The organism is Phaeobacter sp. 11ANDIMAR09, assembly GCF_001294455.1.
GTDB lineage: Bacteria > Pseudomonadota > Alphaproteobacteria > Rhodobacterales > Rhodobacteraceae > Pseudophaeobacter.
Genome location: NZ_LIKT01000017.1, coordinates 26,117 through 52,171 on the forward strand (window position 1 = coordinate 26,117; position 26,055 = coordinate 52,171).

The 26,055-nt window shown below is 59.9% G+C and carries 28 protein-coding genes; 12 read left to right on the plus strand and 16 right to left on the minus strand.

The window, feature by feature from the left end; genetic code table 11:
- The first annotated feature begins 74 nt into the window (after positions 1-74).
- Both AN476_RS14315 and AN476_RS14320 read left to right on the plus strand, forming a co-directional pair.
- Complete coding sequence (locus tag AN476_RS14315; RefSeq protein WP_054462281.1) at positions 75-881, plus strand: 4Fe-4S dicluster domain-containing protein; 807 nt, start codon at positions 75-77, stop codon at positions 879-881.
- Positions 881-1,789, plus strand: coding sequence for a DmsC/YnfH family molybdoenzyme membrane anchor subunit (locus tag AN476_RS14320; protein WP_054462282.1), 909 nt, complete (start codon positions 881-883; stop codon positions 1,787-1,789). Before AN476_RS14315 ends, AN476_RS14320 begins: the two co-directional genes overlap by 1 nt.
- Positions 1,790-1,938: 149 nt before the next feature.
- On the opposite strand, the gene dapA is transcribed toward AN476_RS14320, so the two are convergent.
- The gene (gene dapA, locus AN476_RS14325) at positions 1,939-2,811 is read right to left on the minus strand and encodes a 4-hydroxy-tetrahydrodipicolinate synthase (protein WP_054462283.1); all 873 of its coding nucleotides are present in this window, start codon (positions 2,809-2,811) and stop codon (positions 1,939-1,941) included.
- A 139-nt stretch (positions 2,812-2,950) separates the two neighbouring features.
- On the opposite strand from dapA, the gene AN476_RS14330 reads away from it, so the two are divergent.
- Positions 2,951-4,909, plus strand: a complete 1,959-nt coding sequence (locus tag AN476_RS14330; protein WP_054462284.1) for a lytic transglycosylase domain-containing protein — start codon at positions 2,951-2,953, stop codon at positions 4,907-4,909.
- Here AN476_RS14330 and AN476_RS14335 read toward each other — a convergent pair.
- Together AN476_RS14335 and mnmD are read right to left on the minus strand one after the other, a co-directional pair.
- A complete protein-coding gene (locus tag AN476_RS14335; RefSeq protein ID WP_054462285.1) occupies positions 4,874-5,776 on the minus strand; it encodes a DMT family transporter in 903 nt (300 codons plus the stop codon). The two genes, AN476_RS14330 and AN476_RS14335, sit on opposite strands and share 36 nt — an antisense overlap.
- A complete protein-coding gene (gene mnmD, locus AN476_RS14340) occupies positions 5,773-6,456 on the minus strand; it encodes a tRNA (5-methylaminomethyl-2-thiouridine)(34)-methyltransferase MnmD (protein ID WP_054462286.1) in 684 nt (227 codons plus the stop codon). Before mnmD ends, AN476_RS14335 begins: the two co-directional genes overlap by 4 nt.
- Before the next feature lie 59 nt (positions 6,457-6,515).
- On the opposite strand from mnmD, the gene AN476_RS14345 reads away from it, so the two are divergent.
- Entirely contained in the window at positions 6,516-7,556 is a 1,041-nt protein-coding gene (locus tag AN476_RS14345; protein ID WP_054462287.1) for an FAD-binding oxidoreductase, read from the plus strand.
- Positions 7,557-7,844: 288 nt separating this feature from the next.
- On the opposite strand, the gene AN476_RS14350 is transcribed toward AN476_RS14345, so the two are convergent.
- From AN476_RS14350 to AN476_RS14360, 3 genes are all read right to left on the minus strand, one after another.
- On the minus strand, positions 7,845-8,687 hold the full coding sequence (locus AN476_RS14350; protein ID WP_054462288.1) for a MaoC family dehydratase N-terminal domain-containing protein: 843 nt from the start codon (positions 8,685-8,687) through the stop codon (positions 7,845-7,847).
- 118 nt (positions 8,688-8,805) lie between these two features.
- Positions 8,806-9,462: an OmpA family protein gene (locus AN476_RS14355; protein ID WP_054462289.1), complete on the minus strand. Its 657-nt coding sequence runs from the start codon at positions 9,460-9,462 to the stop codon at positions 8,806-8,808.
- A 132-nt stretch (positions 9,463-9,594) separates the two neighbouring features.
- Entirely contained in the window at positions 9,595-10,458 is an 864-nt protein-coding gene (locus AN476_RS14360) for a bifunctional helix-turn-helix domain-containing protein/methylated-DNA--[protein]-cysteine S-methyltransferase (protein ID WP_054462351.1), read from the minus strand.
- A gap of 223 nt (positions 10,459-10,681) precedes the next feature.
- On the opposite strand from AN476_RS14360, the gene nth reads away from it, so the two are divergent.
- Both nth and AN476_RS14370 read left to right on the plus strand, forming a co-directional pair.
- A complete protein-coding gene (gene nth, locus AN476_RS14365) occupies positions 10,682-11,326 on the plus strand; it encodes an endonuclease III (protein WP_009809966.1) in 645 nt (214 codons plus the stop codon).
- A complete protein-coding gene (locus AN476_RS14370) occupies positions 11,323-12,312 on the plus strand; it encodes an adenosine kinase (RefSeq protein WP_054462290.1) in 990 nt (329 codons plus the stop codon). Before nth ends, AN476_RS14370 begins: the two co-directional genes overlap by 4 nt.
- A 138-nt stretch (positions 12,313-12,450) precedes the next feature.
- Here AN476_RS14370 and AN476_RS14375 read toward each other — a convergent pair whose 3' ends face one another.
- Positions 12,451-12,945, minus strand: coding sequence for a MarR family winged helix-turn-helix transcriptional regulator (locus AN476_RS14375; RefSeq protein WP_054462352.1), 495 nt, complete (start codon positions 12,943-12,945; stop codon positions 12,451-12,453).
- Between the two features lie 82 nt (positions 12,946-13,027).
- On the opposite strand from AN476_RS14375, the gene AN476_RS14380 reads away from it, so the two are divergent.
- A complete protein-coding gene (locus tag AN476_RS14380) occupies positions 13,028-13,891 on the plus strand; it encodes an EamA family transporter (protein WP_054462291.1) in 864 nt (287 codons plus the stop codon).
- A gap of 38 nt (positions 13,892-13,929) precedes the next feature.
- Here the strand turns inward: AN476_RS14380 and AN476_RS14385 are convergent, their stop codons facing one another.
- A complete protein-coding gene (locus tag AN476_RS14385; protein ID WP_054462292.1) occupies positions 13,930-14,412 on the minus strand; it encodes an RNA pyrophosphohydrolase in 483 nt (160 codons plus the stop codon).
- A gap of 198 nt (positions 14,413-14,610) precedes the next feature.
- Between AN476_RS14385 and AN476_RS14390 the strand changes: the two genes are divergently transcribed.
- On the plus strand, positions 14,611-16,638 hold the full coding sequence (locus AN476_RS14390; RefSeq protein WP_054462293.1) for an NADPH-dependent 2,4-dienoyl-CoA reductase: 2,028 nt from the start codon (positions 14,611-14,613) through the stop codon (positions 16,636-16,638).
- Between the two features lie 177 nt (positions 16,639-16,815).
- On the opposite strand, the gene AN476_RS14395 is transcribed toward AN476_RS14390, so the two are convergent.
- The 3 genes from AN476_RS14395 to AN476_RS14405 form a co-directional block, all read right to left on the minus strand.
- A complete protein-coding gene (locus tag AN476_RS14395; protein WP_054462294.1) occupies positions 16,816-17,166 on the minus strand; it encodes an antibiotic biosynthesis monooxygenase in 351 nt (116 codons plus the stop codon).
- Entirely contained in the window at positions 17,163-17,498 is a 336-nt protein-coding gene (locus AN476_RS14400) for an NIPSNAP family protein (protein WP_054462295.1), read from the minus strand. The genes AN476_RS14395 and AN476_RS14400 overlap by 4 nt, the downstream gene beginning before the upstream one ends.
- Before the next feature lie 151 nt (positions 17,499-17,649).
- Positions 17,650-18,105, minus strand: coding sequence for a DUF4399 domain-containing protein (locus tag AN476_RS14405; RefSeq protein ID WP_054462296.1), 456 nt, complete (start codon positions 18,103-18,105; stop codon positions 17,650-17,652).
- 203 nt (positions 18,106-18,308) lie between these two features.
- Here AN476_RS14405 and AN476_RS14410 point away from each other — a divergent pair, with 203 nt between their 5' ends.
- Complete coding sequence (locus AN476_RS14410; protein ID WP_054462297.1) at positions 18,309-19,226, plus strand: AEC family transporter; 918 nt, start codon at positions 18,309-18,311, stop codon at positions 19,224-19,226.
- Positions 19,227-19,371: 145 nt separating this feature from the next.
- Positions 19,372-20,289, plus strand: a complete 918-nt coding sequence (locus AN476_RS14415; protein WP_054462298.1) for a LysR family transcriptional regulator — start codon at positions 19,372-19,374, stop codon at positions 20,287-20,289.
- 111 nt (positions 20,290-20,400) lie between these two features.
- Here the strand turns inward: AN476_RS14415 and AN476_RS14420 are convergent, their stop codons facing one another.
- Genes AN476_RS14420 through AN476_RS14435 form a run of 4 tightly spaced genes read right to left on the minus strand, consistent with a single transcriptional unit; the run spans position 20,401 to position 23,439 of the window.
- Entirely contained in the window at positions 20,401-21,405 is a 1,005-nt protein-coding gene (locus AN476_RS14420) for an OmpA family protein (RefSeq protein ID WP_054462299.1), read from the minus strand.
- Positions 21,402-21,974, minus strand: a complete 573-nt coding sequence (locus AN476_RS14425; protein ID WP_054462300.1) for a peroxidase-related enzyme — start codon at positions 21,972-21,974, stop codon at positions 21,402-21,404. The genes AN476_RS14420 and AN476_RS14425 overlap by 4 nt, the downstream gene beginning before the upstream one ends.
- 14 nt (positions 21,975-21,988) lie before the next feature.
- Positions 21,989-22,714: a GNAT family N-acetyltransferase gene (locus AN476_RS14430; protein WP_054462353.1), complete on the minus strand. Its 726-nt coding sequence runs from the start codon at positions 22,712-22,714 to the stop codon at positions 21,989-21,991.
- A 2-nt stretch (positions 22,715-22,716) separates the two neighbouring features.
- Positions 22,717-23,439: a molybdopterin-binding protein gene (locus AN476_RS14435; RefSeq protein WP_054462301.1), complete on the minus strand. Its 723-nt coding sequence runs from the start codon at positions 23,437-23,439 to the stop codon at positions 22,717-22,719.
- Positions 23,440-23,648: 209 nt separating this feature from the next.
- Here AN476_RS14435 and sfsA point away from each other — a divergent pair, with 209 nt between their 5' ends.
- Together sfsA and map are read left to right on the plus strand one after the other, a co-directional pair.
- The gene (sfsA, locus tag AN476_RS14440; protein ID WP_054462302.1) at positions 23,649-24,350 is read left to right on the plus strand and encodes a DNA/RNA nuclease SfsA; all 702 of its coding nucleotides are present in this window, start codon (positions 23,649-23,651) and stop codon (positions 24,348-24,350) included.
- A gap of 105 nt (positions 24,351-24,455) precedes the next feature.
- The gene (map, locus tag AN476_RS14445; protein ID WP_054462354.1) at positions 24,456-25,265 is read left to right on the plus strand and encodes a type I methionyl aminopeptidase; all 810 of its coding nucleotides are present in this window, start codon (positions 24,456-24,458) and stop codon (positions 25,263-25,265) included.
- A gap of 81 nt (positions 25,266-25,346) precedes the next feature.
- On the opposite strand, the gene AN476_RS14450 is transcribed toward map, so the two are convergent.
- A complete protein-coding gene (locus tag AN476_RS14450; protein WP_054462303.1) occupies positions 25,347-26,009 on the minus strand; it encodes an HAD family phosphatase in 663 nt (220 codons plus the stop codon).
- Positions 26,010-26,055 lie beyond the last annotated feature (46 nt).

Consider the following 26,055-nt stretch of genomic DNA (forward strand, 5'->3'; position numbering starts at 1 on the left):
CTTTTCCCTAAATATTCCGGGGTCCGGGGCAGCGCCCCGGTCCTGCACTTCAAAATGAGCGGAGCTATGTTCTCATGACTGAACTCCCCACCAATACCGCCAAGAAAATGGGCCTGGTCATCGACCTGGACACCTGCGTTGGCTGCCATGCCTGCGTGATCTCCTGCAAAGGCTGGAACACCGAAAACTACGGCGCGCCCCTGTCAGATCAAGACGCTTACGGCGCTGATCCCTCAGGCACCTTCCTGAACCGAGTGCATAGCTTCGAGGTCCAGCCAGCTGCAACGCCCAGCCAACCGGATCCAGCGGCCCAATTGATCCACTTCCCCAAATCCTGCCTGCATTGCGAGGATGCCCCCTGCGTCACCGTCTGCCCCACCGGCGCCAGCTACAAACGGATTGAGGATGGCATCGTCCTGGTAAACGAGGACAATTGCATTGGCTGTGGCCTCTGCGCCTGGTCCTGCCCCTATGGCGCGCGGGAGCTGGATCTGGCCGAGGGCGTAATGAAGAAATGCACCCTCTGTGTGGACCGGATCTACAATGATAACCTGCCCGAAGTAGACCGTGTGCCCTCCTGTGTGCGCAGCTGCCCTGCAGGCGCGCGCCATTTTGGCGACCTGGGCGATCCCAACAGTGAGGTCTCCAAACTTGTGGCGGATCGAGGTGGCATGGATCTGATGCCGGAAATGGGAACCAAGCCGGTGAACAAATATCTGCCGCCCCGCCCCAAGGATCAGCTGGAAGAACAGATCGACGTGCTGGCCCCCCTGCTGGCTCCGGTTACGGAAACCCCCGGCGGATTCCTGGGCTGGCTGGACAAGGCACTCGACAGGCTTCCCGGTCAAACATCGGATCAATCTTCAGGAGGACAAGCCTGATGCATCCCGCACCCTCTGTTATTCTCTTTACCACCCTCTCTGGTCTTGGCTTTGGCCTTTTGACCTTTCTCGGCCTCGGCTACCCCGGCGTGACAGGCTGGGTCGCCTTTGTGTTTTACGCCATTGCCTATGCGCTGGCGGTTGGTGGCCTGTTGGCCTCGACCTTTCACCTGGGCCGCCCCGAGCGCGCACTCAAGGCCTTCAGTCAATGGAAGACCAGCTGGCTCAGCCGCGAGGGGCTCTGTGCTGTGGCGGCTCTGATGGTCATGGGTCTCTTTGCTTTGGGCGCTATCTTTCTGCAGCAAGACTGGCGTCTTTTGGGGATCTTGGGCGCGGCCCTGAGCCTCGCAACAGTCTTTACCACCTCGATGATCTACACCCAGCTGAAAACCATTCCACGCTGGAACATGGCCCTCACTCCGGTGATGTTCCTCAGCGTCTCGCTCGCGGGGGGCGCGCTCCTGGCCGGCAAAGAAAGCTGGGCGATCTGGCTATTGCTTTTGGCCGGGGCCGTGCAGCTGGCCTATTGGGGCAAGGGTGATGGCGCCTTTGCTGCTTCTGGCACCACGATGAAGACCGCAACGGGCCTGGGCGGAAACCTGGGAGCAAAACAATCTGGTGCCACCGTGCGGGCCTTTGAACCGCCGCATACCGGCAGCAATTACCTGTTGCGCGAATTTGTCTATGTTGTCGGCCGCAAACATGCCTTCAAGCTGCGGGCCATTGCGCTGACGCTGGGGTTTGCCCTGCCCATTCTATTTCTGGCACTGCCGATGGAAAATCTGCTGATCAAACATCTGATGGCCGGGTTTGCGGTGCTCAGCCATATGATCGGGGTCGCGGTTTCGCGCTGGCTGTTCTTTGCCCAGGCCGAACATGTTGTCGGGCTCTATTACGGCAAGCGGTGACGGGTGGCCCTTTAATAAAAGAAGGGGCCAGCCCCTCTGCGCCTTTGGCGCATTCACCCCGGAATATTTAAGGAAAAGTGAAAGTGGAAAGAAAAAACCCCGCAGCAGGTGCGGGGCTTTTGGCATCACGTTTTGATGCTGGCGCTGTCTTACAGAAGGCCCGCGTGCTGCATGGCAGCATCGATGGCGGCTTTGGTGCTGTCTTCCAGGCCTGTTAGGGGTGAGCGGATCTCTTCGGAGCACAGACCCAGTTTGCTGAGGCCGTATTTGGCGCCCACCAGGCCCGGTTCGATAAAGATCGCCTCGTGCAGCGGCATCAGTTTGTCCTGATATTCCAGCGCCTTTGCATAGTCCCCCGCAAGCGTCGCGGCCTGAAATTTGGCGCAGAGCTTTGGCGCCACATTGGCGGTTACCGAGATACAGCCCACACCGCCATGGGCGTTGAAGCCCAGTGCGGTGGCATCTTCGCCGGAGAGTTGGACAAAATCAGCGCCACAGGCGGCACGCTGCTGACTGACGCGGGCGATGTCGCCGGTGGCATCCTTGACCCCGATGATGCGCGGCAGCTTAGCCAGCTCCCCCATGGTGGCGGGAGTCATATCGACAACCGAGCGACCAGGAATATTGTAGATGATGATCGGCACATCGGCGCAGTCATGGGCGGCCTGGAAATGCGCCAGCAGGCCACGCTGGGTGGGCTTGTTGTAATAGGGTGTAACAACCAGCGCCGCATCGGCACCGACTTTTTGGGCAAATTCGACAAAGCGAATCGTCTCAACCGTGTTGTTCGACCCGGCACCAGCAATCACCGGGACCCGACCCGCTGCGGCCTTGACCACCTCGGCGATCACGGTTTCGTGTTCCTCATGGCTCAGGGTGGGGCTTTCCCCAGTGGTGCCAACGGGCACTAGGGCGCTAGAACCTTCAGCGATGTGCCACTCAACCAAGCGTTTGAGCGCATCCAGATCCAACGCGCCGTTTTGAAACGGGGTGACGAGGGCTGGCATAGAGCCTTTAAACATGGGTGCGCTCCCTTAGCTGATGGTCTTGACAGGCGGAGGCCCGCCTTCATGGTGGACATGACCGGAATTTGTGTTGATACCGGCCATTCTCGAATTATCGTCAATGCCTCTATCCCCGGATCAACCAAAAAAGCAAGCCATGACACGCATTCTGCTCTTCTTATCGCTGATCCTGATGCTTGGATCCGTCGCAAAGGCGCAAACTCCCCCGTTACAGCCCGCTCTGGAACAGGTCCGAGCCAAGAACTGGGCCCAGGCGCTGCGTCTGGCCGGGGCGCGGGGCTCGGTCTCCTACGACATTGTGGAGTGGCATCGCTTGCGGGCCAAAGAGGGCACCGTGGAGGATGTGGAAGCCTTTTTGGCGCGGCGCTCTGACTGGCCCGGCCTACCCTATCTGCGGCGCCGCAATGAAGAGGTGATGATCGAGAAATCCCACAAGCGGGTGCGTGCCTTTTTTGCCGATCAGCCCCCGCAAACTCCAGAAGGGGCCGCCAGCCTGGCGCGGGCCTATTTTGCCAAGGGAGATCAGGCCCTGGGGGAGGCCCAGCTGATCCATGCCTGGCAGAGCATGCCGATGAGTGCGCAGACGCAGGCTGCCTATCTGGAGGATCATAGCAGGCTGCTAGCACCACATCACCCCACCCGGCTGAGCCAACTGCTGTGGGATGGGCATGATCAAAGCGCCGAGCGGATGTTGGCCCTGGTGGCGGCAGGCCCCCGCGCCCTGGGTGAGGCCCGCATCGCCCTGCAAAACCAGGCAAATGGTGTCGATGGCAAAATCGAAGCCATCCCTACCGCGCTGCAGAATGATCCCGGGCTGGCCTATGATCGCTTTGTCTGGCGCGACCGCAAAAGGCGCCAGGACGATGCCGTTGCCTTGATGATGGATCGCAGCACCAGCGCCGAGGCTTTGGGCCAGCCCGAAAAATGGCTGCGCCGTCGCCGGGATCTGGCCCGCCAGTTGATGCGCGATGGCAAAGTTGAACGGGCTTATCAGCTCGCCGCGCACCACTTTGCCCCAACGGAAGCGGGCTATGGCTATTCTGATTGCGAATGGTTGGCCGGATATATCGCGTTGCAAAAACTGAAAGATGCCGAATTGGCCGTGCATCACTTTCAGCGTTTCCTGGACTCGGTCGAGACGCCCATTTCAGTGGGGCGTGGCGGCTATTGGCTGGGCCGCGCCTATGCCGCGCTTGGCGATGTGGACAAGGCCCATGAAGCCTATGCCAAAGGTGCCGAGTTCCAAAGCTCCTTTTATGGGCTGCTGGCTGCAGAAACACTGGGGCGGGCTTTTGACCCGGCCCTGGTGACACCGCCGCAACTGCCGCCCTGGCGCAGTGCAGATTTCCTGAACTCTTCGGTGGTGGAAGCGGGATTATTGCTGCTACAGGCCGGGGATCTATCGCTGGCGGAGCGGTTCCTGACCCATAAGGTCGAGAGCCTGTCGCCGACCGAAGCCGGGCAGATGGGCCAAATGGCTGTGGAGCTGAAAGAGCCGCATCTGGCCGTGATGATTGCCAAACGTGCCGCCCGCGCCGGCATTGAGCTACACGGCGCTTACTATCCGCTGCATCCGGTCGCCCTGCAAAAGCTGCCAATGGCCTCGGAGATGACATTGGCGATTGCCCGTCGCGAAAGCGAATTCGACCCGGTGGTTGTCAGTCATGCGGGTGCGCGTGGCTTGATGCAGCTGATGCCGGCTACCGCCAAATTGGTGGCCACAGAGCTGGATATACTCGCAAAACATGACACCGCCCGCTTGACCTCGGAATGGGACTATAACGCCCAACTGGGCAGCCAGTACCTGGCCGGGTTGGCGGCAGAATTCAACGGCAATGTAGTGATGATGGCTGCAGGCTATAACGCTGGGCCGCGGCGGCCAACTGCCTGGATAGAACGCTATGGCGATCCCCGAAGCGGCAGCCCAGATATCATCGACTGGATCGAGCACATCCCCTTCAACGAGACGCGAAATTACGTGATGCGGGTCACCGAAAGCCTGCCCGCCTATCGGGCTCGGTTAGGCCAAGTGGCTCTCCCGGTGCCTTTCTCAAAGGAGTTATCCGGCGCGAGCCTTGCGGCTTTCGCGCCATAGCGTGAAGAGCCCCGCCGCGATGATGATGGCTGCGCCGCTGGCGACATTCAGACGAATTACTTCGCCAAAGATGCTGACGCCCAGAATCGCGGCCCAGATCAGGTGAAAATAGGCAAAGGGCTGCACCGCGCTGGCTTCGGCCACCTCGTAGCATTTGATCAGCAGCCAATGGCCACTGACGCCCGACACACAGAGCAGCGCCATCCAGAGCCAATCTCCCTGGCTCATGGGTTCCCAGAACCAGATCCCAATCGCGGTCATAAACACCATGCCCGCGATACCGGTCCAGAAAAAGCTGGTGGCAGTGCTATCGCGCCGCGCTGCATAGCGGGTGACCAGGCCATAGACGGCAAACATCAGCGCCGAGGCAAAGGGGATCAGGGCCGCGGGATCAAAGACCCCCACCCCCGGCTGCAAAATGATCAATACGCCAATCAGGCCAACGCCAATCGCCGCCCAGCGCCGCCAGCCAACGCTTTCCCCCAGCACCGGACCGCTGAGCGCCGCAACCAAAAGCGGGTAACAGATAAACACGGCTTGGCTTTCGACCAGCCCCAACAGGGTAAAGCCATAGACAGCAACGCAAATCTCAGCGACCAGCAGGACACCTCGAAAGATCTGCAATCCCAGCTGACTGGTGCGTGCTACCCCTTTTATGCCACCCGGCGCCCGCATCGCCAGGAACACCACAAAAGCCGCAAAAAACCAGTAGCGCACCATCACCACCATATAGGTGTTGTAAGTGCCGGCCAGATGACGCGAAATCCCGTCCTGCAGGGCAAAGACAATCGTCGCCCCGATCATAAACAAAATGCCCATCGGCACATTGTTGCTCTGGGGGGCACTGCCTGCCACTGCCTTGTTCATTCCAAAATCACCTCTGCCCTGACCGCTCTGGTCATATGCCTTTTTCGTCCAAACCCCGGAACCCGCGTCACGGTGAACCCGGCATCCTCTAGCCCTCGCCGCACAAAACCCGCCGCCGTATAGGTGGCAGCTGTCCCCCCTGGGCCAGTATGATCAGCAACCGCCTGCAACAGATCCTGCTGCCACAGCTCAGGGTTCTTTGCTGGTGAGAACCCGTCCAGAAACCACGCATCTGCCAGCCCCGTCCATTCCGGTAGCGACAGTCGCGCGTCGCCCGTGACCACCTCCAGGCGCAGTGTCCCCAAATCGCAAGTACCGCTCCCCTGCCAATGCGTCAGAAACCGATCGGCCCAGGGCTGGATATCGGGAAAAGCCGCCAGGGCTCTTTTCATATCACCAGGCACCATCGGAAAGGCCTCAAAACTGGTGAACCGCAGCGCCGATTGCTGGCCACTCTGCTCCCAGGCGCGCCAGGTTGCCAGCATGTTGAGCCCAGTGCCAAAGCCCAGTTCAGCCACATGGAACCCGGGGCCAAACCGGGCTGGCAGATCATTTCCCGCAAGGAACACATGCTCGGTTTCGGCCAAGCCATCCTGGATCGAGAAATAGGGATCATCAAACCGATCCGAGACCGGAATGCGATCCTCTCTCCAGCTGAGCTGTGCCTGCTGGTCTGCCATGGCAATATCCCCTACATGATGCTTGGAAACTGGCGCGACACTGGCGAAAGGCTTGGCAAATGACAATGGCAGATATCACCGTCCGAGGCGCAGGTATTTTTGGGCTCTCCATCGCCTGGGCCTGCGTGCAACGCGGCGCCCGGGTTCAGGTGGTGGACCCTCATGGGGCCGGAGCTGGCTCCAGCGGCGGGTTTGTCGGTGCTTTGGCGCCACATGTGCCGGAAAACTGGAACCCCAAGAAGCAGTTCCAGCTTGAAAGTCTGCTGATGGCCTCGGGCTTTTGGACCGAGATAGAGGCCGCCGGTGGTGTCTCTGCCGGGTATGGGCGCACTGGCCGGTTGCAGCCACTGCAAGACGCGCGCGCCGTGGAACTGGCCCGCCAGCGCGCGCAAACCGCCCGCGAGTTCTGGCAGGATCATGCGGAATGGCGGGTCCTCGCGGCGCAGGACATCGGGGATTGGTGTCCGCCCAGCGCCACCGGGCTGGTGGTGCAGGATACATTGAGCGCCCGCATGCATCCCCGCGGGGCCTGTGCCGCTTTGGTTTCCGCCCTGGCGGTGCAGGGTGTTTCTGTCGTGCCTGAAGCACCCGACCAGGGTCAGGTAATCCACTCCAAAGGCTATGCCGGGTTGCTGGAGCTCAATGCCGCCTTGGCCGGAAACATAGGTGGCGGCGTTAAGGGCCAGTCCGCACTGCTGCGGTTCAACGCCGGCGACGTCCCACAGCTCTATGCCGATGGCTTGCATATCATTCCACATGCCGATGGCACCCTGGCCATTGGCTCCACCAGCGAACGCCTGTTTGATCACCCGACCAGCACAGACAGCCAGTTGGACGATGTGATTGCCCGCGCCGCTCAGGCGCTTCCCGCCTTGCGAGAGGCCGAAGTCATCACCCGTTGGGCCAGCGTGCGCCCGCGCGCCAAAAGCCGCGCCCCAATGCTCGGGGCCTGGCCCGACCGCCCTGGACATTTCATCGCCAATGGCGGCTTCAAAATCGGTTTTGGCATGGCCCCAAAAGCCGCTCAGGTCATGGCCGCACTTGTGCTGGAAGGGAAAGACCAAATCCCAGAGGGCTTTCGGGTCGAAGACAACCTATAAAGTGAAATCCTTCCGCGCACCTCCCGCCAGGCCAGATGCCGGGTCAAGGGCGGCGCCAGCCGCCGCGCCTGTGGCGCGGGTTACCCTTTACGCGGCATGTGGCCACTTAGGCTCGGTCAGGCGTCTTGAGAGGCAGATCTGCCGCTCAAGCGCCTCCCCAGCCCCTTGTTGCGCCGCGCCAGCGGCGCCGGGCCCAAGGCTTCTTTTGCAGACCTGCGCAGCAGGTTCGCAAAAAGGCGTGGGAGCCCTCCCCCTTTGGTTTGCAGGGAGCTCTCACCTGTAGCTTAGTCAGTTCTTTGGGATGGCCTGGGCCTGCATGCACTGGCGCCCGTCCGGGGCGCGCACCCAAAGATCGCACCCCTTGCAGCAGAGGCTTGCCGCTTCAAAGTGCATCAAAGGCGCTGTGGCGCGAAAGGAAAACTCAGCCAGCGGCCCCATCAGTTCTTCGGCCAAGAGCATCAATTTCTGCGCCAACAGTGGCCCATGCACCACCAGCCCGGTATAGCCCTCTACCTCGCGGGCATAGTCCAGATCGTAATGGATGCGATGGCCATTGAAGGTCAGGGCTGAATAGCGAAACAGCAGGGTTGAACTAAAACTGACCTGCCGCGCCACCGCCTCATCCCGTCGCGCCTCTGGCGGCACAGGTCTGGGCGCATCGGCAGATGGGTCTTCGCGGTAAACAAGATCGTGCCATTCGCTCAGGCAGAGCTGCCCGTCCTGATGAATGTCATGGCGCAGCGTCACGAAGCCTAAGGGACCGGTACGCCCCTGCTTGCGCTCTGAGTGCTCCACAATCGAGTGCTTTTCGGCCTCAATCCCGGCCCTCAGCGGATGCATAAACCGCAACCGCCCGCCGGCCCACATACGTCGTGGCAACCCCAGATCGGGGATCAAGCCCGTCTTGCTCAACCCCGGGTGTCCATCCCGGCCCAGAGCCTCTGGTGGTACCGGCGTCCAGAAATAGAGCTGATGAAAAAACGTCGGCAGCTCTGATCCTGGCCCAAGGGTCGGCTGTAGCCCAAGCGCGATTTGCAGGGCCGTAGACCTGGCCGGGTCCATCACATCGGAGGTGCAAAACACCTTCGCAGGATCAGATGCGGGCAAAGCGGTATCTTTGGAAACTGTCATGGCGTCACCTTACGGGCTGTCCCCATTAGGGCAACTGCTCCATCGCGCCTGAGACAAAAAAGAGGCCACAAAGTGATGTGGCCTCTGATCTGAATTCATCTTGGCCCCGGGCCCCGCGTCAGGTGACCGGCACAATCACGATTTCGACCCGGCGGTTCTGCGCCTTGCCCTCAGTGGTCAGGTTGCTTGCCACGGGCTGGGATTCACCGCGTCCAAAGGTCTGCAAACGGTTATAGGGCACGCCCCCGGCCTGGATCTGATCCGCCACGGTATTGGCCCGCTGCTCTGACAGGGTCTGGTTATAGCTGGCATCCCCGTCGCTGTCTGTATGACCGATCACCTGAACCGAGCTGTTGGGATAACGCACAATGCTCTGGGCGACTTGGCGCAGATCGGATTCCACTGCCGGCGAGATCGCCGCGCTGTCACTGGCAAAGGTCAGATCATTGGGCAGCGACACAATCAGCCGATCTCCGGTATTGACGATGGTAATGCCGTTGTTGGAGAGGTTCTCACGCAGCTCTGCCTCCTGTTTGTCCAGCTGGCTGCCAATGACACCGCCCAGCAGCGCCCCGGCAGCAGCACCCGCCACAACCGCAGCGCCCTTATTGCTGGAGTTGGACAGCCCGGCCAATCCGGCACCCACAATCGCCCCGGCGATCAGCCCGTTGCGTTCTTTTTCGCCAGGCTGGCGCAACGCATCGGTATCGGTACAGGCGGTCAGCCCAAGGGTCGCGGCCAAAACAACTGCGCTGGAGATTTTCAAAACGGTCACTGCGACACCTCTTTATCTGCTCATCGGTACAGGTTTTGCACCTTTCCTCCTATATCGGCGCTCGCGGCATTCGGCTCAAGCTCTTGCCTGTTCTCTTCGGCGAAATACTGCGCAAAACCCTGCCTTAGCCCCTCAGATCTCTGTTCCCTCGGACTTTGGGCTGTCTGCGCGGGCAGCCTCATAGGCGAGCATGGCCCGTTTGACCGGTTGCCCCCAGTGATAGCCCCCTAACTCGCCAGATTTCTTGAGCGCGCGGTGACAGGGGATAAGCCAGCTCACGGGGTTGCGACCTACTGCCGTCCCAACCGCCCGCACGGCCTTGGGCGATCCGATGGATTTGGCAATCTCCGAATAGCTGGTCACATGCCCATCGGGAATCGACAGCAGCGCTTCCCAGACCTTGATCTGCAGCGGCGCTCCGATCAGATGCAGCGCGGTTTCGCCCTTTTGGGAAAAGGCCGCATCAACCAAGGGGCGCAACGCCATGGGATCCTCAACAAACGCTGCCTGCGGCCATCTGCTGCGCATATCGGCCAGAGTGGGCTCGGCCCCGGTTTCAGCGGCAAAGCCCAAGCCGCAGATGCCTTTTTGTGTGCCCATCACCAAGGCCAGCCCAAAGGGGCTGTCAAACCAGCCCCAGAGAATCTCAAGACCCGCCCCCTTACGAGCAAATTCACCGGGGCTCATCGCCTCCCAGCGCAGAAACAGATCATGCAACCGGCCCGTGCCAGACAGCCCCACCGCATGGGCCGTTTCCAGGGTTGAAAAGCGGTCCCGCAGCAGGGACTTTGCGTGGCCAAGCCGCAGATACTGCTGATAGCGTTTGGGCGAGACCCCAACCCAGGCCGAAAACAAACGCTGAAAATGCGCCGGACTCATGCCCATCTGACTTGCCAGCTGCTCCAGCGACAGATCATCCCCGCCAGCATCGATCAGCTCGATCGCGCGGCGCATAACGCCATAGTGATAGCTTTGCTCAGTGGCTTGAATGTTCACGGCCACCTCCTTTGTACTGGTCGTCTTGTCAATTTCCTGACCTTAGCATAGCGCCTTGCCCCCAGTCTCAGCGACCCGGAACTTGCGATAAGGTCCACACTTACCGTTTGGCGCGCTGGTCTTGTTCCCCCCTGTGACCAAAGAACCAGCCGGAAAGTCCTTGTAAACCGCGCTGGCGCTTTGCCGTTGCAGCCATGACGCCAAAGCTGCAAAAGGGACGGCAATGGCAAAGCAACTCGATTATCATACCATCCGCGAGATCTTTTCGCGGTTTCAGGCAGCAGAACCAGAGCCCAAGGGCGAATTGGAGCATGTCAATGTCTACACCCTGGTGGTGGCCGTCGCCCTGTCGGCGCAGGCCACTGATGCCGGGGTGAACAAGGCCACACGCGCCCTGTTCAAAATCGCCGATACACCACAAAAGATGCTGGACCTTGGCATCGAAGGCGTCACCGAACATATCAAAACCATCGGTTTGTTCCGGCAAAAGGCCAAGAATGTCATCAAGCTCAGCCAGATCCTGGTGGATGACTATGGTGGCGAAGTGCCCAACTCCCGCGCGGCCCTGCAATCCCTGCCTGGTGTCGGGCGCAAAACGGCCAATGTGGTATTGAACATGTGGTGGCATCAGCCCGCCCAGGCTGTCGACACCCATATCTTTCGCGTCGGCAACCGGTCCGGCATTGCGCCGGGCAAAGATGTCGATGCGGTCGAACGCGCCGTCGAGGACAATATTCCTGCTGATTTCCAGCAACACGCTCATCACTGGCTGATCCTGCACGGGCGCTATCACTGCAAGGCGCGCAAGCCGCTCTGTGGCACCTGTCTGATCCGCGATCTCTGTCAATACGAGGACAAGAACCTATGAAAACCTATCAAATCGTTGGCATCGGCAATGCGGTTGTCGACGTGATCTCGCAGAGCGATGACAGCTTTCTCGCCCATATGGGCATCGAGAAGGGCATCATGCAGCTGATCGAGCGGGATCGTGGTGAAGTGCTCTATGGTGCCATGGAAAATCGGGTACAGACGCCTGGTGGTTCTGTTGCAAATACCATTGCGGGCGCAGGTGCGCTCGGTCTGGATGCCGCCTTTATCGGTCGGGTGCATGACGATGCCTTGGGGCATTTCTATGCCGATGCGATGAATGAAGACGGGGTGGATTTTGTCAATCCGCCCGTTGCAGGCGGCGAGCTGCCAACCTCGCGCTCGATGATCTTTGTCTCGCCGGATGGCGAACGGTCGATGAATACCTATCTGGGGATCTCCTCCGAGCTGAGCAGCAAGGATGTGCCCAACGCGGTGGCCGGCAGTGCTCAGATCATGTTCCTGGAGGGCTATCTCTTTGACAAGGACAAAGGCAAGAGCGCCTTTATGGAAGCGGCCCGTGATTGCCGCAAAGGCGGCGGCAAATCCGGCATCGCCATTTCCGACCCTTTCTGCGTTGAACGCCATCGGGCGGATTTCTTGTCGCTGATCGAAAATGATCTGGATTTTGTCATCGGCAATGAGGACGAAATCAAATCCCTATTCGAAACCGATGATCTGGACGCTGCTCTGGCCAAGACAAGCGCGATCTGCCCGCTGGTGGTCTGCACCCGTTCGGGCGACGGGGTCACCGTGATTGGGAACGGCGCCCGGATCGACGTGCCGGTGACCAAAGTGGTGCCAGTCGATGCAACCGGAGCCGGCGATCAGTTTGCCGCAGGTTTTCTGTTTGGCCTGGCCACCGGCCGCGATCTGGAAACCTGTGCCAAGATCGGCAATATCTGCGCCGCCGAGGTGATCAGCCACATCGGGCCGCGCCCCGAAGCAAATATGCAAGACCTGCTGCGCGAAGCGGGCCTGCTCTAAGCAAAGGCCTGTCGCCGAACAGCACAGCGGGCGGCTCCCGCCCGTCGCCCCTATCGCCATAGGCGAGAGGGCTCCCGTTGGGCCCGGCGCGGGCCGGCCCAGCCGCCCCGCGTCACCGCCCCTGTCCCGGGTTTGTCCTTAGTCCAGGGCCTGATCCACTGCGATCTGAGCGCGCGACAACAGAACCTGAAAGGCTTCGCGCTCTGCGCGCGGCATTGCCGCCAGCAAGGTTTCCTGTGTCGCCACATGCGCCTCCAGAACCTGATCAATCAAATCCAGCCCCTCGGCGCTCAGCTCAATCAGAAAACTGCGGCTGTCGTCAGGATTGATCTGGCGCTGCACCAGGCCTTCGGATTCGAGGCGGGAAATGCGGTTGGTCATGGTGCCCGAGGTCACCATCGTGGCTTCGAGCAAGTTCCCCGGCGACAACCGGTAAGGGGCGCCCGCACGGCGTAGGGTCGCCAGCACGTCAAATTTGGCAGCATTCAGCCCAAAGCGCGCAAAGGTCGCCTGCATGCCCGCCTGATAGGAAAGGTAGAGTCGCGCAACCCGCCCGATGATACCCATGGCGTTAACGTCCAGGTCCGGCCGCTCCCGCGCCCATTGCTCGGTTATGAAGTCCACATGATCCATGCACATAGTCTGTGCCTCATTTATCTTGAAGTCAAGATTTAAACGGTTATCTTCACATCAAGATACTTATAGGAGACATGAGATGACCCGTATGGACCTGCTGTACACCGCTCTTGCCCCGGCCATCTGGGGCAGCAGCTACATCGTGACGACCAGCCTGTTGCCGGGCCAGTCCCCTTTGCTGGTGGCACTGTTGCGCGCGCTGCCCGCCGGGCTGATCCTCCTGCTGTTCGTCCGACAGCTGCCCTCCCTTGCCTGGATGCCAAAACTGCTGATTCTGGCGGCGCTGAACTTTTCCCTGTTCTGGACCCTGCTCTTTGTCTCGGCCTATCGGCTGCCGGGTGGGGTGGCCGCAACCCTGGGGGCGGCGCAGCCGCTCTTGGTGGTTTTCTTCTCTGCCTATGCTCTCAAGACCCCCATCCGACCCTCCGCCTTATTGGCAGCCGCGCTGAGCATCTTTGGCGTCGCCCTGCTGGTGCTGACCCCGGCTGCAAGACTGGATCTTTGGGGGATTCTGGCAGGACTGGGCGGCGCCGCATCCATGGCGGCGGGAGTGGTTCTGAGCCGCAAATGGCAGCCCCCGGTCCCGCCACTCACCTTTACCGCCTGGCAGTTGACCGCTGGGGGTCTGTTGCTGCTTCCCTTTGTTGCCCCGAATCTCGGCGCTATTGCCGCGCTCACCGCGACCAATCTCATCGGCCTTGCCTATATGAGCCTGATCGGCGGTGCCCTAACCTATGTCCTGTGGTTTCGCGGTCTCGCTCGGATCGAACCTGCAAAGGTCTCTTTGCTGGGGGTACTCAGCCCGCTCACAGCCGTCATCCTGGGCTGGGTCTTACTGGCCGAAGATCTGACAGCTGCGCAGATTGCGGGCGCCACGCTCGCCCTGTTCAGCCTGTGGCTGGGACAAAGCGATCTGAACCTGAAACGCCGCTCACCAGCCTAGGCCAATTTGGGGCAGGCCTTTAACCTAGGCCTGCCGCGTCAGAAATGCGCCGCAAATTCCTGCACGACGCGGGCATAGACTTCCCGTTTAAAAGGAACAATCTTTTCAACCAGTTGATCCACCGGCTGCCAGCACCAATCCGAAAACTCAGGGTGTTCGGTTTCGATATCCACCTGATCATCCTGGCCAAGAAAGCGCATCAGATACCATTTCTGTTCCTGACCGCGGTACTTACCACCCCAGAATTTGGGCACCACATCATGGGGCAGATCATAGGGCAGCCACCCATCGCTTTCAGCAATGATCTCAACCAAGTCCTGCGTGACACCGGTTTCTTCTTCCAGCTCCCGCAGGGCTGCGACCCGGGCGTCCTCCCCTCGGTCAATCCCGCCCTGTGGCATCTGCCATGCGTCCTGAAACCGATCCTTGCGCTGCGCCACAAAGACATGATTGGCCGCATTCACCAGCATGATGCCTACATTGGGGCGATAGGGCAGCTTTGCAATTTCTTCGGGCGTCATTCTGGTCTCCTCGGGCATTGGTGCCAGGGCAAGAACAGCCGTGGCACAACACTGTAATGCATCGCGGCAATGCAATGTCTCTCTCGGCTTCCCTTAGACCCTGTGTCGTCAGGGCAGGCAAGGGGGTGACGCCGCGTTTCACGGTGACAAACCCCCGCCAAACAGGCCATTGTGACGTTAACGTCAAGGGAGAGTATCATGACTGCGTACCCAAATCTGCTGGCCCCGCTGGATCTCGGATTTACCACTCTGAAGAACCGTGTCCTTATGGGCTCGATGCACACGGGATTGGAAGAAACCAGAGACTGGAACCGGGTGGCAGAGTTCTATGCCGAACGGGCACGGGGCGATGTGGGATTGATGGTTACTGGCGGCATCGGCCCCAATCTCGAAGGCTCCGTCTTGCCGGGCGCGTCGATGATGACCAATGACGATGAGGTCGCCAGCCATCGTATTGTCACTGACCGGGTCCATGAGGCCGGCGGCAAGATCGCCATGCAGATCCTACATGCGGGCCGCTACTCCTATGGGCCAAAATGCGTCGCCCCCAGCCCGGTGAAATCCCCGATCTCTCCGTTCCCGCCAAATGAGCTGGACGAGGCGGGGATTGAAAAACAGATCGCCGATATCGTCAATGCCGCGGCTCTGGCGCAGAAAGCGGGCTATGACGGGGTCGAGATCATGGGCTCAGAGGGTTATTTCCTCAACCAGTTCCTGGTTACCCATACCAACAAGCGGACCGACCGCTGGGGCGGATCTTATGAAAACCGCATGCGTCTGCCCATTGAGGTGGTGCGCCGCACCCGCGAGGCCGTTGGCACGGATTTCATCATTATCTACCGGCTTTCAATGATTGACCTGGTGCCCAATGGCTCGACCCATGACGAGGTGGTGCAGCTGGCTCAGGAGATCGAGAAGGCAGGCGCCACCATCATCAACACCGGCATTGGCTGGCACGAGGCGCGTATCCCCACCATCGCTACATCGGTGCCACGTGCCGCCTTTGCCTGGGTGACCAAGAAGCTGATGGGCAAGGTCTCGATTCCGGTGATCACTTCGAACCGGATCAACACGCCTGAAGTCGGCGAAGAGGTACTGGCCATGGGCTGCGCCGATATGGTCTCGATGGCACGGCCAATGCTGGCGGACGCGCATTTTGTGGCAAAGGCCAAGGCCGGCAAGGGCGCGCAGATTGCCCCCTGTATCGGCTGTAATCAGGCTTGTCTGGACCATACCTTTGGCGGCAAGCTCACCTCCTGCCTGGTCAATCCTATGGCCTGCCACGAAACCGAGCTGGTTCTGGGCAAGGCAGATCAGGTGAAATCAGTGGCCATTGTTGGGGCGGGCCCTGCGGGTTTGTCCACCGCGCTTGCGGCAGCCGAACGCGGGCACCAGGTCACTGTTTTTGACAGGGCCGATGAGATCGGCGGCCAGCTCAATATGGCCAAGCAGGTGCCTGGCAAGGAAGAGTTCTGGGGATTTGTCGATTGGTATTGCACCATGGTGACCGAGGCAGGCATCACGCTTGAGCTGGGACGCGAAGTCTCGGCTGATGATCTGACCGGCTATGATGAGGTGATCATTGCGACCGGTGTCACCCCGCGTGATCCCCAGATCCCCGGGCAGGACCGCCCTGAGGTGCTTAGCTACATTGACGTGCTGCGCCACAAAAAGCCCGTCGGCAAGACTGTTGCTGTGATTGGCGCTGGCGGCATCGGTTTTGATGTCAGCGAATACCTGCTGCATGAAGGCACCAGCCCCACGGTGGATCTGCCGCTCTGGATGAAGGAATGGGGTGTCACCGACCCGGCCGAGCATCGCTCGGGCCTGGCTCCAGAGGGGCCACAGCCCGAAGCCCCGGCGCGTGAGGTCACCCTGCTGCAGCGAAAAAAACAGGCCCATGGCAAGGGGCTGGGCAAGACAACTGGCTGGATTCACCGGGCAACACTAAAGATGAAGGGCGTGCACTTTGTTGGAGGAGTGAACTACGAGCGTATTGACGACGAAGGCCTGCATGTCAGCTTTGGCGAGGCCCGCGAGAACCCTACGGTGATTGCCGCAGAGACAATTGTTCTGTGTGCCGGGCAAGTCTCCGATCGTAGCCTGGCCGATGCGCTAGAGGCTAAGGGCGTTTCCTGTCACGTCATTGGAGGCGCCGATGTGGCGGCTGAACTGGATGCAAAACGTGCCATCAACCAGGGGACCCGACTGGCGGCCACGCTGTAGGCTGCCACAGCCGCTCTGAAAGCCAGTCCTCCCGCGCCCGCAGATGTCCTGGCCTTGGGCCAGGCCACCTTCCGTGCGACCTTGGGGGTAGCGCCGCGCGCTTTACGCGCGGCGCTACCCCCAACGGGAGGCGGCTTTGCCAAAAGCCAACGACGGGCGGGAGCCCCCCTTGATAGATCAATCCACAGCATGGGAGGCTCTGCTATCTGCAGGCGCCTCCTCCCGGTCCTGCAGGCCATAATCACGCAGCACTTCAGCCACCCTGAGCCGATAGTTGGCAAAGATGCCCTGGCGGCCTTTGCTTTGTGCGGCGCGGTGCTCAGCCAATTGTCGCCATTTCAGCACCGCTGCCTCATCGCGGAAGAAAGACAGGGACAGCAGCTTGTCTGGCTGGCTGAGGCTCTGGAAGCGTTCCACGGACAAAAAACCATCCACCTGTTCCAGCAGGGGTTTCAGCTCGCTGGCAATCTCCAGATAGCTGGCCTTTTGCCCCTCGGCGATCTCAACTTCAAAGATGACAGCAATCACCTGCGCGCTCCTGTAGTGGGTGCATTTGGCGCTGAGGCCAGTTTCAAAAAGCTGCGCTCCTCGCGCAGGATAAACCGCTCTTTCTGGGCAAAGGCGTAGTTTTCCTGCCCCAGAGGGTCGGCGGCCAATCGCGCCCGATAGGCCTCGTAGCTGGCCAGATCCGCAATATTGTAAATCCCATAGGCCTGGGTTGCCGACCCTTCGTGCGGCGCAAAATAGCCGATCAAATCGGCACCGTTGCGCGGAATGGCCCGCCCCCAATTCTGCGCATAGCGACGAAAATCCTCCGTCTTGGTCGGATCGATCTGATAGCGGATAATACAGGTGAGCATTCTGAGGTCCTTTGTGCTTGAGCACCCCGTTCATAGCCCGCAATGGAAACAAAACGCTTCGGTCCAGAGCGAACCCTTTGCGACACGCCCAGCCCCCCTTTGCCAGGCAGCGCGACGACAGCCGCGCTGCAACACCAAGTCCACCTCTTGTCTAATCCGTGACGGTAATGGTGATCACATCCGAAACGACCGGAGTGCTATGAGGGACATGACCCAGATCCCCCATCACCAGCTGCAAAGTATGCGCGCCTGGTGCCAGCTCCACTGTGGTTTCGGTCTGACCGCCACCAAAATGCAGGTGGTTCTCATCCGCCGGAATGCCATAGGACAATTCATCTGCGCCATCCTCGCCCTGCCCCAAAGGCGGGCGGTCGATCAGCAGATGATGGTGCCCGGTATTTTCCTTTTCTGTCCCGGCTGGCGCAACCCCCATGCCCGACAGACCAAAGACCACCTTCACGGGCGAGCTCACCTCTGCCCCATCGGTGAGATTGACGATATAGACCCGCGCCTCCGGATTTGCGGCGGTCTCGCCGCCGGCCCAGAGGGGCGACGTCAATAGAGTTGCAAAACAGAGTGCGGCACCAAGTGCTGTGAAACGTTTCATACTTATTCCTCCCAAACCAATTAACCCAGCCAGCTTAGCCGATTGGGTGCAAAATCAAAGCCAGTGTCATTCACGTTTTATCCAGCCCCTTCCGTACAGCCCTGTTTTTAAAACGGGTCATTGCGACCCAAAGCCGGAAAATCCGCTTGCCGTAGCCCCTGTCCCCTATCAGGGTGCAGGGGACCACACCCCTCGAGGCTCCAATGATCTTTGCCACAATCCTTCTGGGCCTCATCCCCAGCTTTTTGATGGTTGCCATCGGTGGGTTGGTTCGCAACCGCCTCAGCCCCGAAGCCTGGCAAGGGTTGGACCGGCTCAACTTTGAAGTCCTGTTTCCGGCTTTGCTGTTCTTTGCGGCCTGCGGGCGCCCGATCGCGCCGATTGAAGTGCTGCGTATCGGACCGGCTGTTTGGGCAATCATCGGATTGGCGCTCGCCTTGGGCTATCTGGCCCGCCGATTGGGGCCGGACAGCTTTCTTGATTTTGCCGGGGCCTGGCAGACAAGTTGGCGCTTCAACACTGCCATCGCCTTTGTCGCGATCCCTACCCTCGACCCTGCCCTGATCGGGCAGATGGCCATTGCCGTAGGGATGGCTGTTCCCGTGGCCAATATTCTGGCGGTCACAGCCCTGTCGCGCGGCGGTAGTCTGTCCTTTGTTTCCACCCTTAGAAAAGTCATGGGCAACCCATTCCTGATTGCCTCCGTGGCTGGGGTTGCGGTCGGGGTTTCCAGCTACAAGATCCCAGCGCCACTTCTGGCCCCTGCCGAAATGCTGGCAAAGGCCGCCATTCCCATTGCTCTGCTCTCAATTGGTGCCACGATGAATTGGCGCGCGCTGACGCGGCTTGACCGTTTCAACGGCACCCTGTGTCTGGTGCGACTGGTCCTGGTCCCAGCAATCGTGTTTGGCCTCTGCCTGGCCTTGCCGCTCGGCGACGCGCTGTCGGCAGTCTTCATCCTGTTTGCCGCTTTGCCAACCGCCTCGGCGGCGCATGTGCTGGCTTCTGGTTTTGGCGCGGATCGCAGATTGGTCGCCACCTTGATTGCGCAATCTACTTTGCTGGCTGCGGTGACATTGCCCCTGTGGATCCTGGCTACCAAGCTGGCTTTCCTGAACTAAAAGCCAAATTCAGCCCCATTGTGCAAGTGTTTCCAGGGACGGAACGATAGCGGGAAAACCCTGCAATTATCCCACCACCGCCCCGTTCTTGCCCGAATTCAACGCCAAACACAGGTCCAGAAGAGGCAAAGAGAGGACCCTGTTGATGGATCGACTGACCGAAATGGAAGCCTTTGCCAATGTCGTGGACCAAGGCGGGTTCACCGACGCGGCAAAGAAGATGGGGATTTCAAAATCCGCAGTATCAAAACATGTCTCGAGTCTGGAGACCCGCCTCGGCGCCCGGTTGTTAAACCGCACCACCCGCCGCGTCTCGCCCACCGAAATTGGCCTGGCCTATTATGACCGCGCCCGTCGGGTGCTGAATGATGCGGGCGAGGCCGACGCACTGGTGTCTTCGATGCAATCCGCCCCTTCGGGCCTGCTGCGGATCTCTGTGGCAACCGATTTTGGCGTCAACCACCTGTCGCCGGTGCTCTCAGACTTCCTGCGGGACTTCCCGGACATCACCGTCAACATGGTGCTCAACAACCGCTACGTCGAGCTGATTTCCGAAGGCTTTGACATGGCCCTGCGCATCGGGGAACTAGAAGACAGCTCGCTCAAAGCCCGCAAGCTCACCGAGACCACCAAGCGGATGATTGCCTCTCCCAGCTACCTCGAGCAATTTGGCCGACCGCAAAAGATCGACGATCTCAACACCCACAAGCTGCTGCATTACTCCAACCAGTCCAGTGGCAATGTCTGGAAAATCACCGCCCCGTCAGGCGAGAAGCGCCAGGTACGAACCACGGGCTGGCTGTCAGTAAACGATGGGCAATCCCTGCTCAACGCTGCGATCTCCGGTCTCGGCATCGCCTATCTGCCCAGCTATCTCTATGCTGAAGCCATGGAAGAAGGCCTCGTCGAAGACGTCATGCCCAATCTGCCAATGGAGACCCAAGGCATCTATGCGGTCTATCCTCCGGGCAAGTTTACCCAGCCCAAGGTGCGCGCCTTTATCGATTTTCTGGCGCATTCCTTTGCCGGCAAGGACAGTGAAGATTGGCGTCAGTCCGCCTGATCTTCTCCGCTCCAGACGACCTTCTTTGCAAAACTGCTCTCGCCTCGGCGGAGCAGTTTTTTTCATCAGGTCTCAATAAATTGGTCGCGTGAAATCGGGTTAACAGGTAGCTCACATGACGAGCAGAACCACCTCTACCCGGCGGTTTTTCTCTCTGCCTGCAGCGCTGAGGTTGCTGGCAACAGGGGCCATGAACCCGGCCCCTTCAACCAACACACGCTCTTCAGAAATTGCGTAGCTTTGGACCAAAGCCTCCTTGACCGCCTGCGCACGGCGCAGCGACAGGGACTTGTTGTCCTCCAAACTGCCAACGCTATCCGTATGGCCAACGATCAGAACCTGGGCCTTTGGCTCATCCTCCAAAAAAGCCGCAAGGGGCGCCAAACTGGCAATGGCCTCTGCCCCAAGTGTCTCGGCACCAGTGTTGAAGACCACAGCTTCCAGCACCACGTGACCCTGATCTGTCAACTGACCTGCCAGCCCGGATGTTGTCTCGCCCCGGGTCGGCTCCGGCTCGGACGCGGCCTGGAGATCGAGGGCTGTCGGCTCGGCAGAACTCAGTGTCAAAGGCGCCTGTTTGGCCGGAGCAACCTCGATCAGTTGAATATAGGTCGTGGCACCGCTGCGCGACACCAGCAGGGAGAGGGTCCGGCGAGCTTCGGACTCAGTGTCCGTACCAACAGGCATTTGGGCCGCTAGAAAATGATAGTCCGACAGGCTGACGACCATGTCCGGGGCAGGCACCACCTCGATGCCAAAGCGAAAATCAAAGCCACCGCATTGACGGGTTTCGCATTGAAACAGGAGGTCAAAGCCCTGATCCGCAAGCTGGCGGCGCAAAACATCCACCACTTGCAAGACAGTCACATCGCCCTGCAGATGCCAGGTTTGGCGCAGGATATGGCCCTCAATCACGCGCGTTGGGATCCCTCCCTCGCCAAAGGCACCAATTGGCAGCGCATAGGTGCCCAAAACCGTTTCACGCTGCGAGCGCGGCACCGCCCCCTCGGGCAGCTGCAACAGGGCCTGCTCCCCCGCCCGCACCTGGGGGGCAAGGGGAGAGAGCGCCAACATCAAGCTGACGCCAAGGGCCACAACAGCTGGGCCACGCCTCATCTGGACTGCGCGTGATAGGCGTCGTTGGGCACCATGCCCGTCGCCGAGGCAACACGGTTGGACATGTTGTAAAACCCAGTGACATTGGCAATGTCCCAGATGTCCCGATCGCTGAACCCGTGCTGGCGCAGGGTCTCGCGGTCAGTCTCTTCCACCTCAGTGCTGGCCTTGGTCACCTTGACAGCAAAATCCAGCATGGCGCGCTGGCGCGGCTCCAACGGGGCCACCCGGTAATTCATCACCAGCATTTCTCCCAGCTTGGGATCTCCGGACAGCTGGCGCACGGCGGCGCCATGGGAGGCAAGGCAATAAAAACAGCTGTTCACTGCCGATACCACTACCGCGATCATCTCACGCTCCAGCTTGCTGAGGGCACTATCACCCAGCATCAGCTCGTTATAGAGCGCGCTGAAGGTATTGAGCTTGTTCTCGTCAAAGGCATGGGCGCGCAGCACATTGGGCACCATGCCCAGCTTTTCCTGGCAGATGTCGAAATACTTTTGCATGCCCGTGGGCAGAGGATCCAAAGGGGGTAGGTTCAATGCGGTTGGGGGTGTTTGATCGGTCATGATAATTCAAGCTCCTAAGGCAAATATCGGTAATGGTATTGGCCGCTGCGGGTCATCCCCAATGAGGCATATAGTCCGTTTGCCCCAGCGTTTTCTTTGGTGCAAAGCACCGCCATCTCGGTGGCGCCATTGGCCGCAGCCCAAAAGGCCGCTTGACGCATCATCCAGGCCCCCATGCCGTGACGGCGCTGATGCGGCAGGATTTCCAACGCATGCACCATGGCCACGCCCTCATGTATCGCCACAAAACCCGCTCCGGCCGGCTTGTCGTTGTAGCGTCCCAACAGGGCAGCCTTTGGGCCCGCGGCGCGCTCCATAATGGCTTGACGTTCGGGGCCGATACCCCCGGAAATCCAGATCTCGCGTTGAATCTCAAGCGGCGACCACAGGGCAAAGGCAGTGACCCGCGGGATCTCCACATCCGTAAGTGTTTCGATTGGGCAGACCCAAAGATTGACCGGGTCTTTGACCAGATAACCACGTGCTGCCAGCTGGTTATCCAGAGCATCCTGCCCGTCGCGGATCATGAACAGACAATCCTGCCCCATGGCCCGCATCGCCTGTTCGGCGGCGTCAAAATCGTCAGCAGAGGCGGAACCCTCAAGGCTGGCCGCCGACACACGGCTGCCGCCACCCTGGCCCTCGCGCAGGGTCACCGGGCCAAGGCTGCGTTTGGCAGCAGCGGGCCAGGTGGCCTCGACCACCGCGTAGTATTTAGGGTCGGTCACAGTGGCCTCCATGCTCATAACCCCATCTCCTGTGCCAATTCGCGCATGGCCGCGTCTACACCGGCGCCGTTGTGTCCACGGATCACCACATTGGCGCCATAGGCCCCATTCTGCTGAAAGGGATAACAGCCGATGGACAGATCACCATGGCGGGCCGCCAGATCAGACAGGAAGGCGGCGATATCGCCTTCGCCGCGCATCACCCGCAGGCTTTGCGACAACAGCGGCTCGCCCCCGGTCAACCCCGGCAGGACGCTGGCCACCATGGCCTGAAAAACCATGGGAACCCCGGCCATGACATGCACGTTTTCCAGGGTAAAGCCTGGCGCCGAGGATACTGGATTGTCGATCAGCGCCGCACCATCGGGGATCCGCGCCATGCGCAGGCGCGCCGCGTTCAGCTCCTGGCCTGAGCTGGCATAATGCGCCGCCAGAATGGCGCGGGCATCCGCACGCACACCCAAATGCGCATCAAAGGCTTCTGCGATGCAATCAGCGGTAATATCATCATGGGTGGGACCAATGCCACCGCTGGTAAAGACATGGTCATAGGCTTTGCTCAGAGCCTGCACGGCGGCTATGATCATATCGGCTTCGTCGCTGACCACCCGCACTTCTTTCAGGTCAATGCCCTGTTTGGTGAGCTCTCCTGCCAGAAAATGGGTATTGGTATCGCGGGTACGCCCCGACAGGATTTCATCACCGATGACCAACATTGCGGCACTGGGGTTGGGCATCTTTTCTCTCCTATTGCGGCGGTCTGCGCGATCCTCGCTGCAAGATAGCCGCTCCAGCATGGAGGGCAAGCGGGCATCCCGCCTCAGGCTGGATCTCACGCAGGGTTTCTGAGGCCCCTCGGTAAAAACCGCGCCTGTGCCGGGTCTTTTGTGCCCGGCGCTCCGCCCTGGATGATTGACACCGCCTGCCAGTGCGCTACCCAAGCAGTATGGAATTCACCACGCCTTTGATCCGCGCCACGCTACTGCGCCGCTACAAGCGCTTCCTTGCCGATTGTCGTCTACAAGACGGACGCGAGATCACCGCCCATTGCGCCAACCCCGGCTCGATGATGGGGCTGGCCGACCCCGGTCTCACAGTCTGGCTGGAACCCAATGATGACCCAAAGAAAAAGCTGAAATATGGCTGGCGTCTGATTGAACATGACAACGGTCACTTTACCGGCGTTGACACCTCAGTGCCCAATCGTGCGCTCAAGGCCGCTCTGATTGCCGGGGAAATCCCTGAGCTGGCAGCCTATGGCACCGTCCAGCCCGAAGTGAAATATGGCGAGAAAAGCCGCATTGATTTCCTGCTCAGCCAAGCAGGGCTGCCGGACTGCTATGTCGAAGTCAAAAGCGTCACCCTGTCGCGGCAGCGGGGGCTGGCTGAATTTCCGGACAGCGTCACCGCGCGTGGCACCAAACATCTCAATGAACTGACAAAAATGACAGCACAGGGCCATCGCGCCGTGATGCTCTATTTGGTGCAACGCACCGATTGTGCACGCTTTGCGCTGGCGCAGGATATCGACCCAGACTATGCCGCAGCTTTTGAAACAGCGCAAAAGGCGGGCGTTGAGCGCCTAATCTACGACACCCGCATCTCGCCGCAGGGGATCGGCATCGGACACAGCCTGCCTGCGGCTTAGGCGGCGCAGCGCTAAGGGCTGCTGGTTTTACGGCGGCAGTACTGGTTCTTTTTACCAAATCCGCTTACATAGGCGACAAGACACAAGCCTATGGAGCCCAGCTTGATGAGATCGAAAGACGGCCGTACCACCAAAGACGGCATTCGCATTTACCAAGAGACAGATTTCGCCGGCATGCATGTGGCGGGGAAACTGGCCGCGCAGATCCTTGACGACATCGCACCGCATGTTTTTCCGGGACAGACCACCGGTGAAATCGATCGCCTGATCACCAATATGGTTGATGAGGCCGGGGCCAAATCGGCCACCATCGGCTACAAGGGCTATCAGCACGCCAGCTGCATCTCGGTGAACCATGTGGTCTGCCATGGCATCCCCGGTGACAAAAAGCTGAAGGATGGCGATATCCTCAATATCGATGTGACCGTCATCGTTGACGGCTGGTTTGGCGATACCTCGCGGATGTTTGTGGCCGGAAAATTGCCGCGCAAGGCCGAGCGCCTGATCCAGGTCACCCATGACAGCCTGATGAAGGGGATTGAGGCGGTAAAGCCTGGCAATACCTTTGGCGACATTGGCCATGCCATCCAATCCTATGCCGAAAGCCAGCGCATGAGCGTCGTGCGCGATTTCTGCGGCCACGGGCTGGGCCTGGTGTTCCACGCACCGCCCAATGTACTGCACTATGGGCGCCCCGGCACCGGTCCCAAACTGGAAGAGGGCATGTTCTTTACCATCGAGCCGATGATCAACCTAGGGCGGCCCGAAACCAAGATCCTGGCGGATGAGTGGACCGCGGTTACCCGCGACAAATCCCTGTCGGCGCAGTTTGAGCATTCCATCGGCGTGACCTCAGATGGCTGTGAAATCTTCACCCTGTCTCCCGGTGGCCTGTTCCATCCAACCTACAGCTAGGCGTTTCGCCCAGCTTTCCAGACCTCACAGCAGCGCCTCGTCCTTCGGTCGGGGCGTCGTCATTTTGGCCAAGAGTTTCTTTCACAGCCCGATTAGCGCGGCAACCTCTGACATTTCGCTAAAAACTTCGGCGCCCTGCGCTGCGAGGTTCTCGCCCGTGCCGGTCGGCGCAAAACCAAGGCAACGCATCCCGGCCCGCGTTGCCGCCAGCACCCCTGTGGCGCTGTCCTCGACCACCAGACAATCACGGGCCTGGACGCCAAAATGGCTGGCGGCGGCCAGAAACAGGCCTGGATCTGGTTTTGCCACGCCCAGCGATTGCGCTGAAAACATCGCCGCCGGATGAAAGCGCGCCCACAGATCATTCTGTCCCAGAGTGATGCGCATCTTGTCTTCGCTCCCGTTGGAGGCCACGCAACAGGGGATCTGTTTTGCATCCAGCAGCGCCAGTAGGTCCATCACCCCCGGCATCAGTGCCACGCCCGCTCTCAGGGCCTCATAGGTTTCGGCATAGACTTCGTCGATCCAGCCCTCATGCAGGTCAGCACCAAGTTCAATCGCCTTAGCCATAGCGCCCGACATCGTGCTGCCGACAAACAGTTCCATTGAGCGCTCAACGGTCATAGGCAAACCGTTTCGCGCCAGGTTTTCGACCATCACCTGATTTGAGATAGGTTCACTGTTAACCAGCACCCCATCGCAATCAAAGATGACCAGCCGTGGCGTTGGATAGGTCGTAGGCATGTGCAAAAACCCCGTGCAATTCAGCAAAGTTCAGCGCCACTCTGCC

What these genes read in the sequence shown, in the direction of transcription:
- AN476_RS14315 (WP_054462281.1), top strand. Translation starts at nt 75, where the DNA reads ATGACTGAACTCCCCACCAATACCGCCAAGAAAATGGGCCTGGTCATC.
- AN476_RS14320 (WP_054462282.1), top strand. Translation starts at nt 881, where the DNA reads ATGCATCCCGCACCCTCTGTTATTCTCTTTACCACCCTCTCTGGTCTT.
- dapA (WP_054462283.1), bottom strand. Translation starts at nt 2,811, where the DNA reads ATGTTTAAAGGCTCTATGCCAGCCCTCGTCACCCCGTTTCAAAACGGC.
- AN476_RS14330 (WP_054462284.1), top strand. Translation starts at nt 2,951, where the DNA reads ATGACACGCATTCTGCTCTTCTTATCGCTGATCCTGATGCTTGGATCC.
- AN476_RS14335 (WP_054462285.1), bottom strand. Translation starts at nt 5,776, where the DNA reads ATGAACAAGGCAGTGGCAGGCAGTGCCCCCCAGAGCAACAATGTGCCG.
- mnmD (WP_054462286.1), bottom strand. Translation starts at nt 6,456, where the DNA reads ATGGCAGACCAGCAGGCACAGCTCAGCTGGAGAGAGGATCGCATTCCG.
- AN476_RS14345 (WP_054462287.1), top strand. Translation starts at nt 6,516, where the DNA reads ATGACAATGGCAGATATCACCGTCCGAGGCGCAGGTATTTTTGGGCTC.
- AN476_RS14350 (WP_054462288.1), bottom strand. Translation starts at nt 8,687, where the DNA reads ATGACAGTTTCCAAAGATACCGCTTTGCCCGCATCTGATCCTGCGAAG.
- nth (WP_009809966.1), top strand. Translation starts at nt 10,682, where the DNA reads ATGGCAAAGCAACTCGATTATCATACCATCCGCGAGATCTTTTCGCGG.
- AN476_RS14370 (WP_054462290.1), top strand. Translation starts at nt 11,323, where the DNA reads ATGAAAACCTATCAAATCGTTGGCATCGGCAATGCGGTTGTCGACGTG.
- AN476_RS14375 (WP_054462352.1), bottom strand. Translation starts at nt 12,945, where the DNA reads ATGGATCATGTGGACTTCATAACCGAGCAATGGGCGCGGGAGCGGCCG.
- AN476_RS14380 (WP_054462291.1), top strand. Translation starts at nt 13,028, where the DNA reads ATGACCCGTATGGACCTGCTGTACACCGCTCTTGCCCCGGCCATCTGG.
- AN476_RS14385 (WP_054462292.1), bottom strand. Translation starts at nt 14,412, where the DNA reads ATGACGCCCGAAGAAATTGCAAAGCTGCCCTATCGCCCCAATGTAGGC.
- AN476_RS14390 (WP_054462293.1), top strand. Translation starts at nt 14,611, where the DNA reads ATGACTGCGTACCCAAATCTGCTGGCCCCGCTGGATCTCGGATTTACC.
- AN476_RS14400 (WP_054462295.1), bottom strand. Translation starts at nt 17,498, where the DNA reads ATGCTCACCTGTATTATCCGCTATCAGATCGATCCGACCAAGACGGAG.
- AN476_RS14405 (WP_054462296.1), bottom strand. Translation starts at nt 18,105, where the DNA reads ATGAAACGTTTCACAGCACTTGGTGCCGCACTCTGTTTTGCAACTCTA.
- AN476_RS14410 (WP_054462297.1), top strand. Translation starts at nt 18,309, where the DNA reads ATGATCTTTGCCACAATCCTTCTGGGCCTCATCCCCAGCTTTTTGATG.
- AN476_RS14415 (WP_054462298.1), top strand. Translation starts at nt 19,372, where the DNA reads ATGGATCGACTGACCGAAATGGAAGCCTTTGCCAATGTCGTGGACCAA.
- AN476_RS14420 (WP_054462299.1), bottom strand. Translation starts at nt 21,405, where the DNA reads ATGAGGCGTGGCCCAGCTGTTGTGGCCCTTGGCGTCAGCTTGATGTTG.
- AN476_RS14425 (WP_054462300.1), bottom strand. Translation starts at nt 21,974, where the DNA reads ATGACCGATCAAACACCCCCAACCGCATTGAACCTACCCCCTTTGGAT.
- AN476_RS14430 (WP_054462353.1), bottom strand. Translation starts at nt 22,714, where the DNA reads ATGGAGGCCACTGTGACCGACCCTAAATACTACGCGGTGGTCGAGGCC.
- AN476_RS14435 (WP_054462301.1), bottom strand. Translation starts at nt 23,439, where the DNA reads ATGCCCAACCCCAGTGCCGCAATGTTGGTCATCGGTGATGAAATCCTG.
- sfsA (WP_054462302.1), top strand. Translation starts at nt 23,649, where the DNA reads ATGGAATTCACCACGCCTTTGATCCGCGCCACGCTACTGCGCCGCTAC.
- map (WP_054462354.1), top strand. Translation starts at nt 24,456, where the DNA reads ATGAGATCGAAAGACGGCCGTACCACCAAAGACGGCATTCGCATTTAC.
- AN476_RS14450 (WP_054462303.1), bottom strand. Translation starts at nt 26,009, where the DNA reads ATGCCTACGACCTATCCAACGCCACGGCTGGTCATCTTTGATTGCGAT.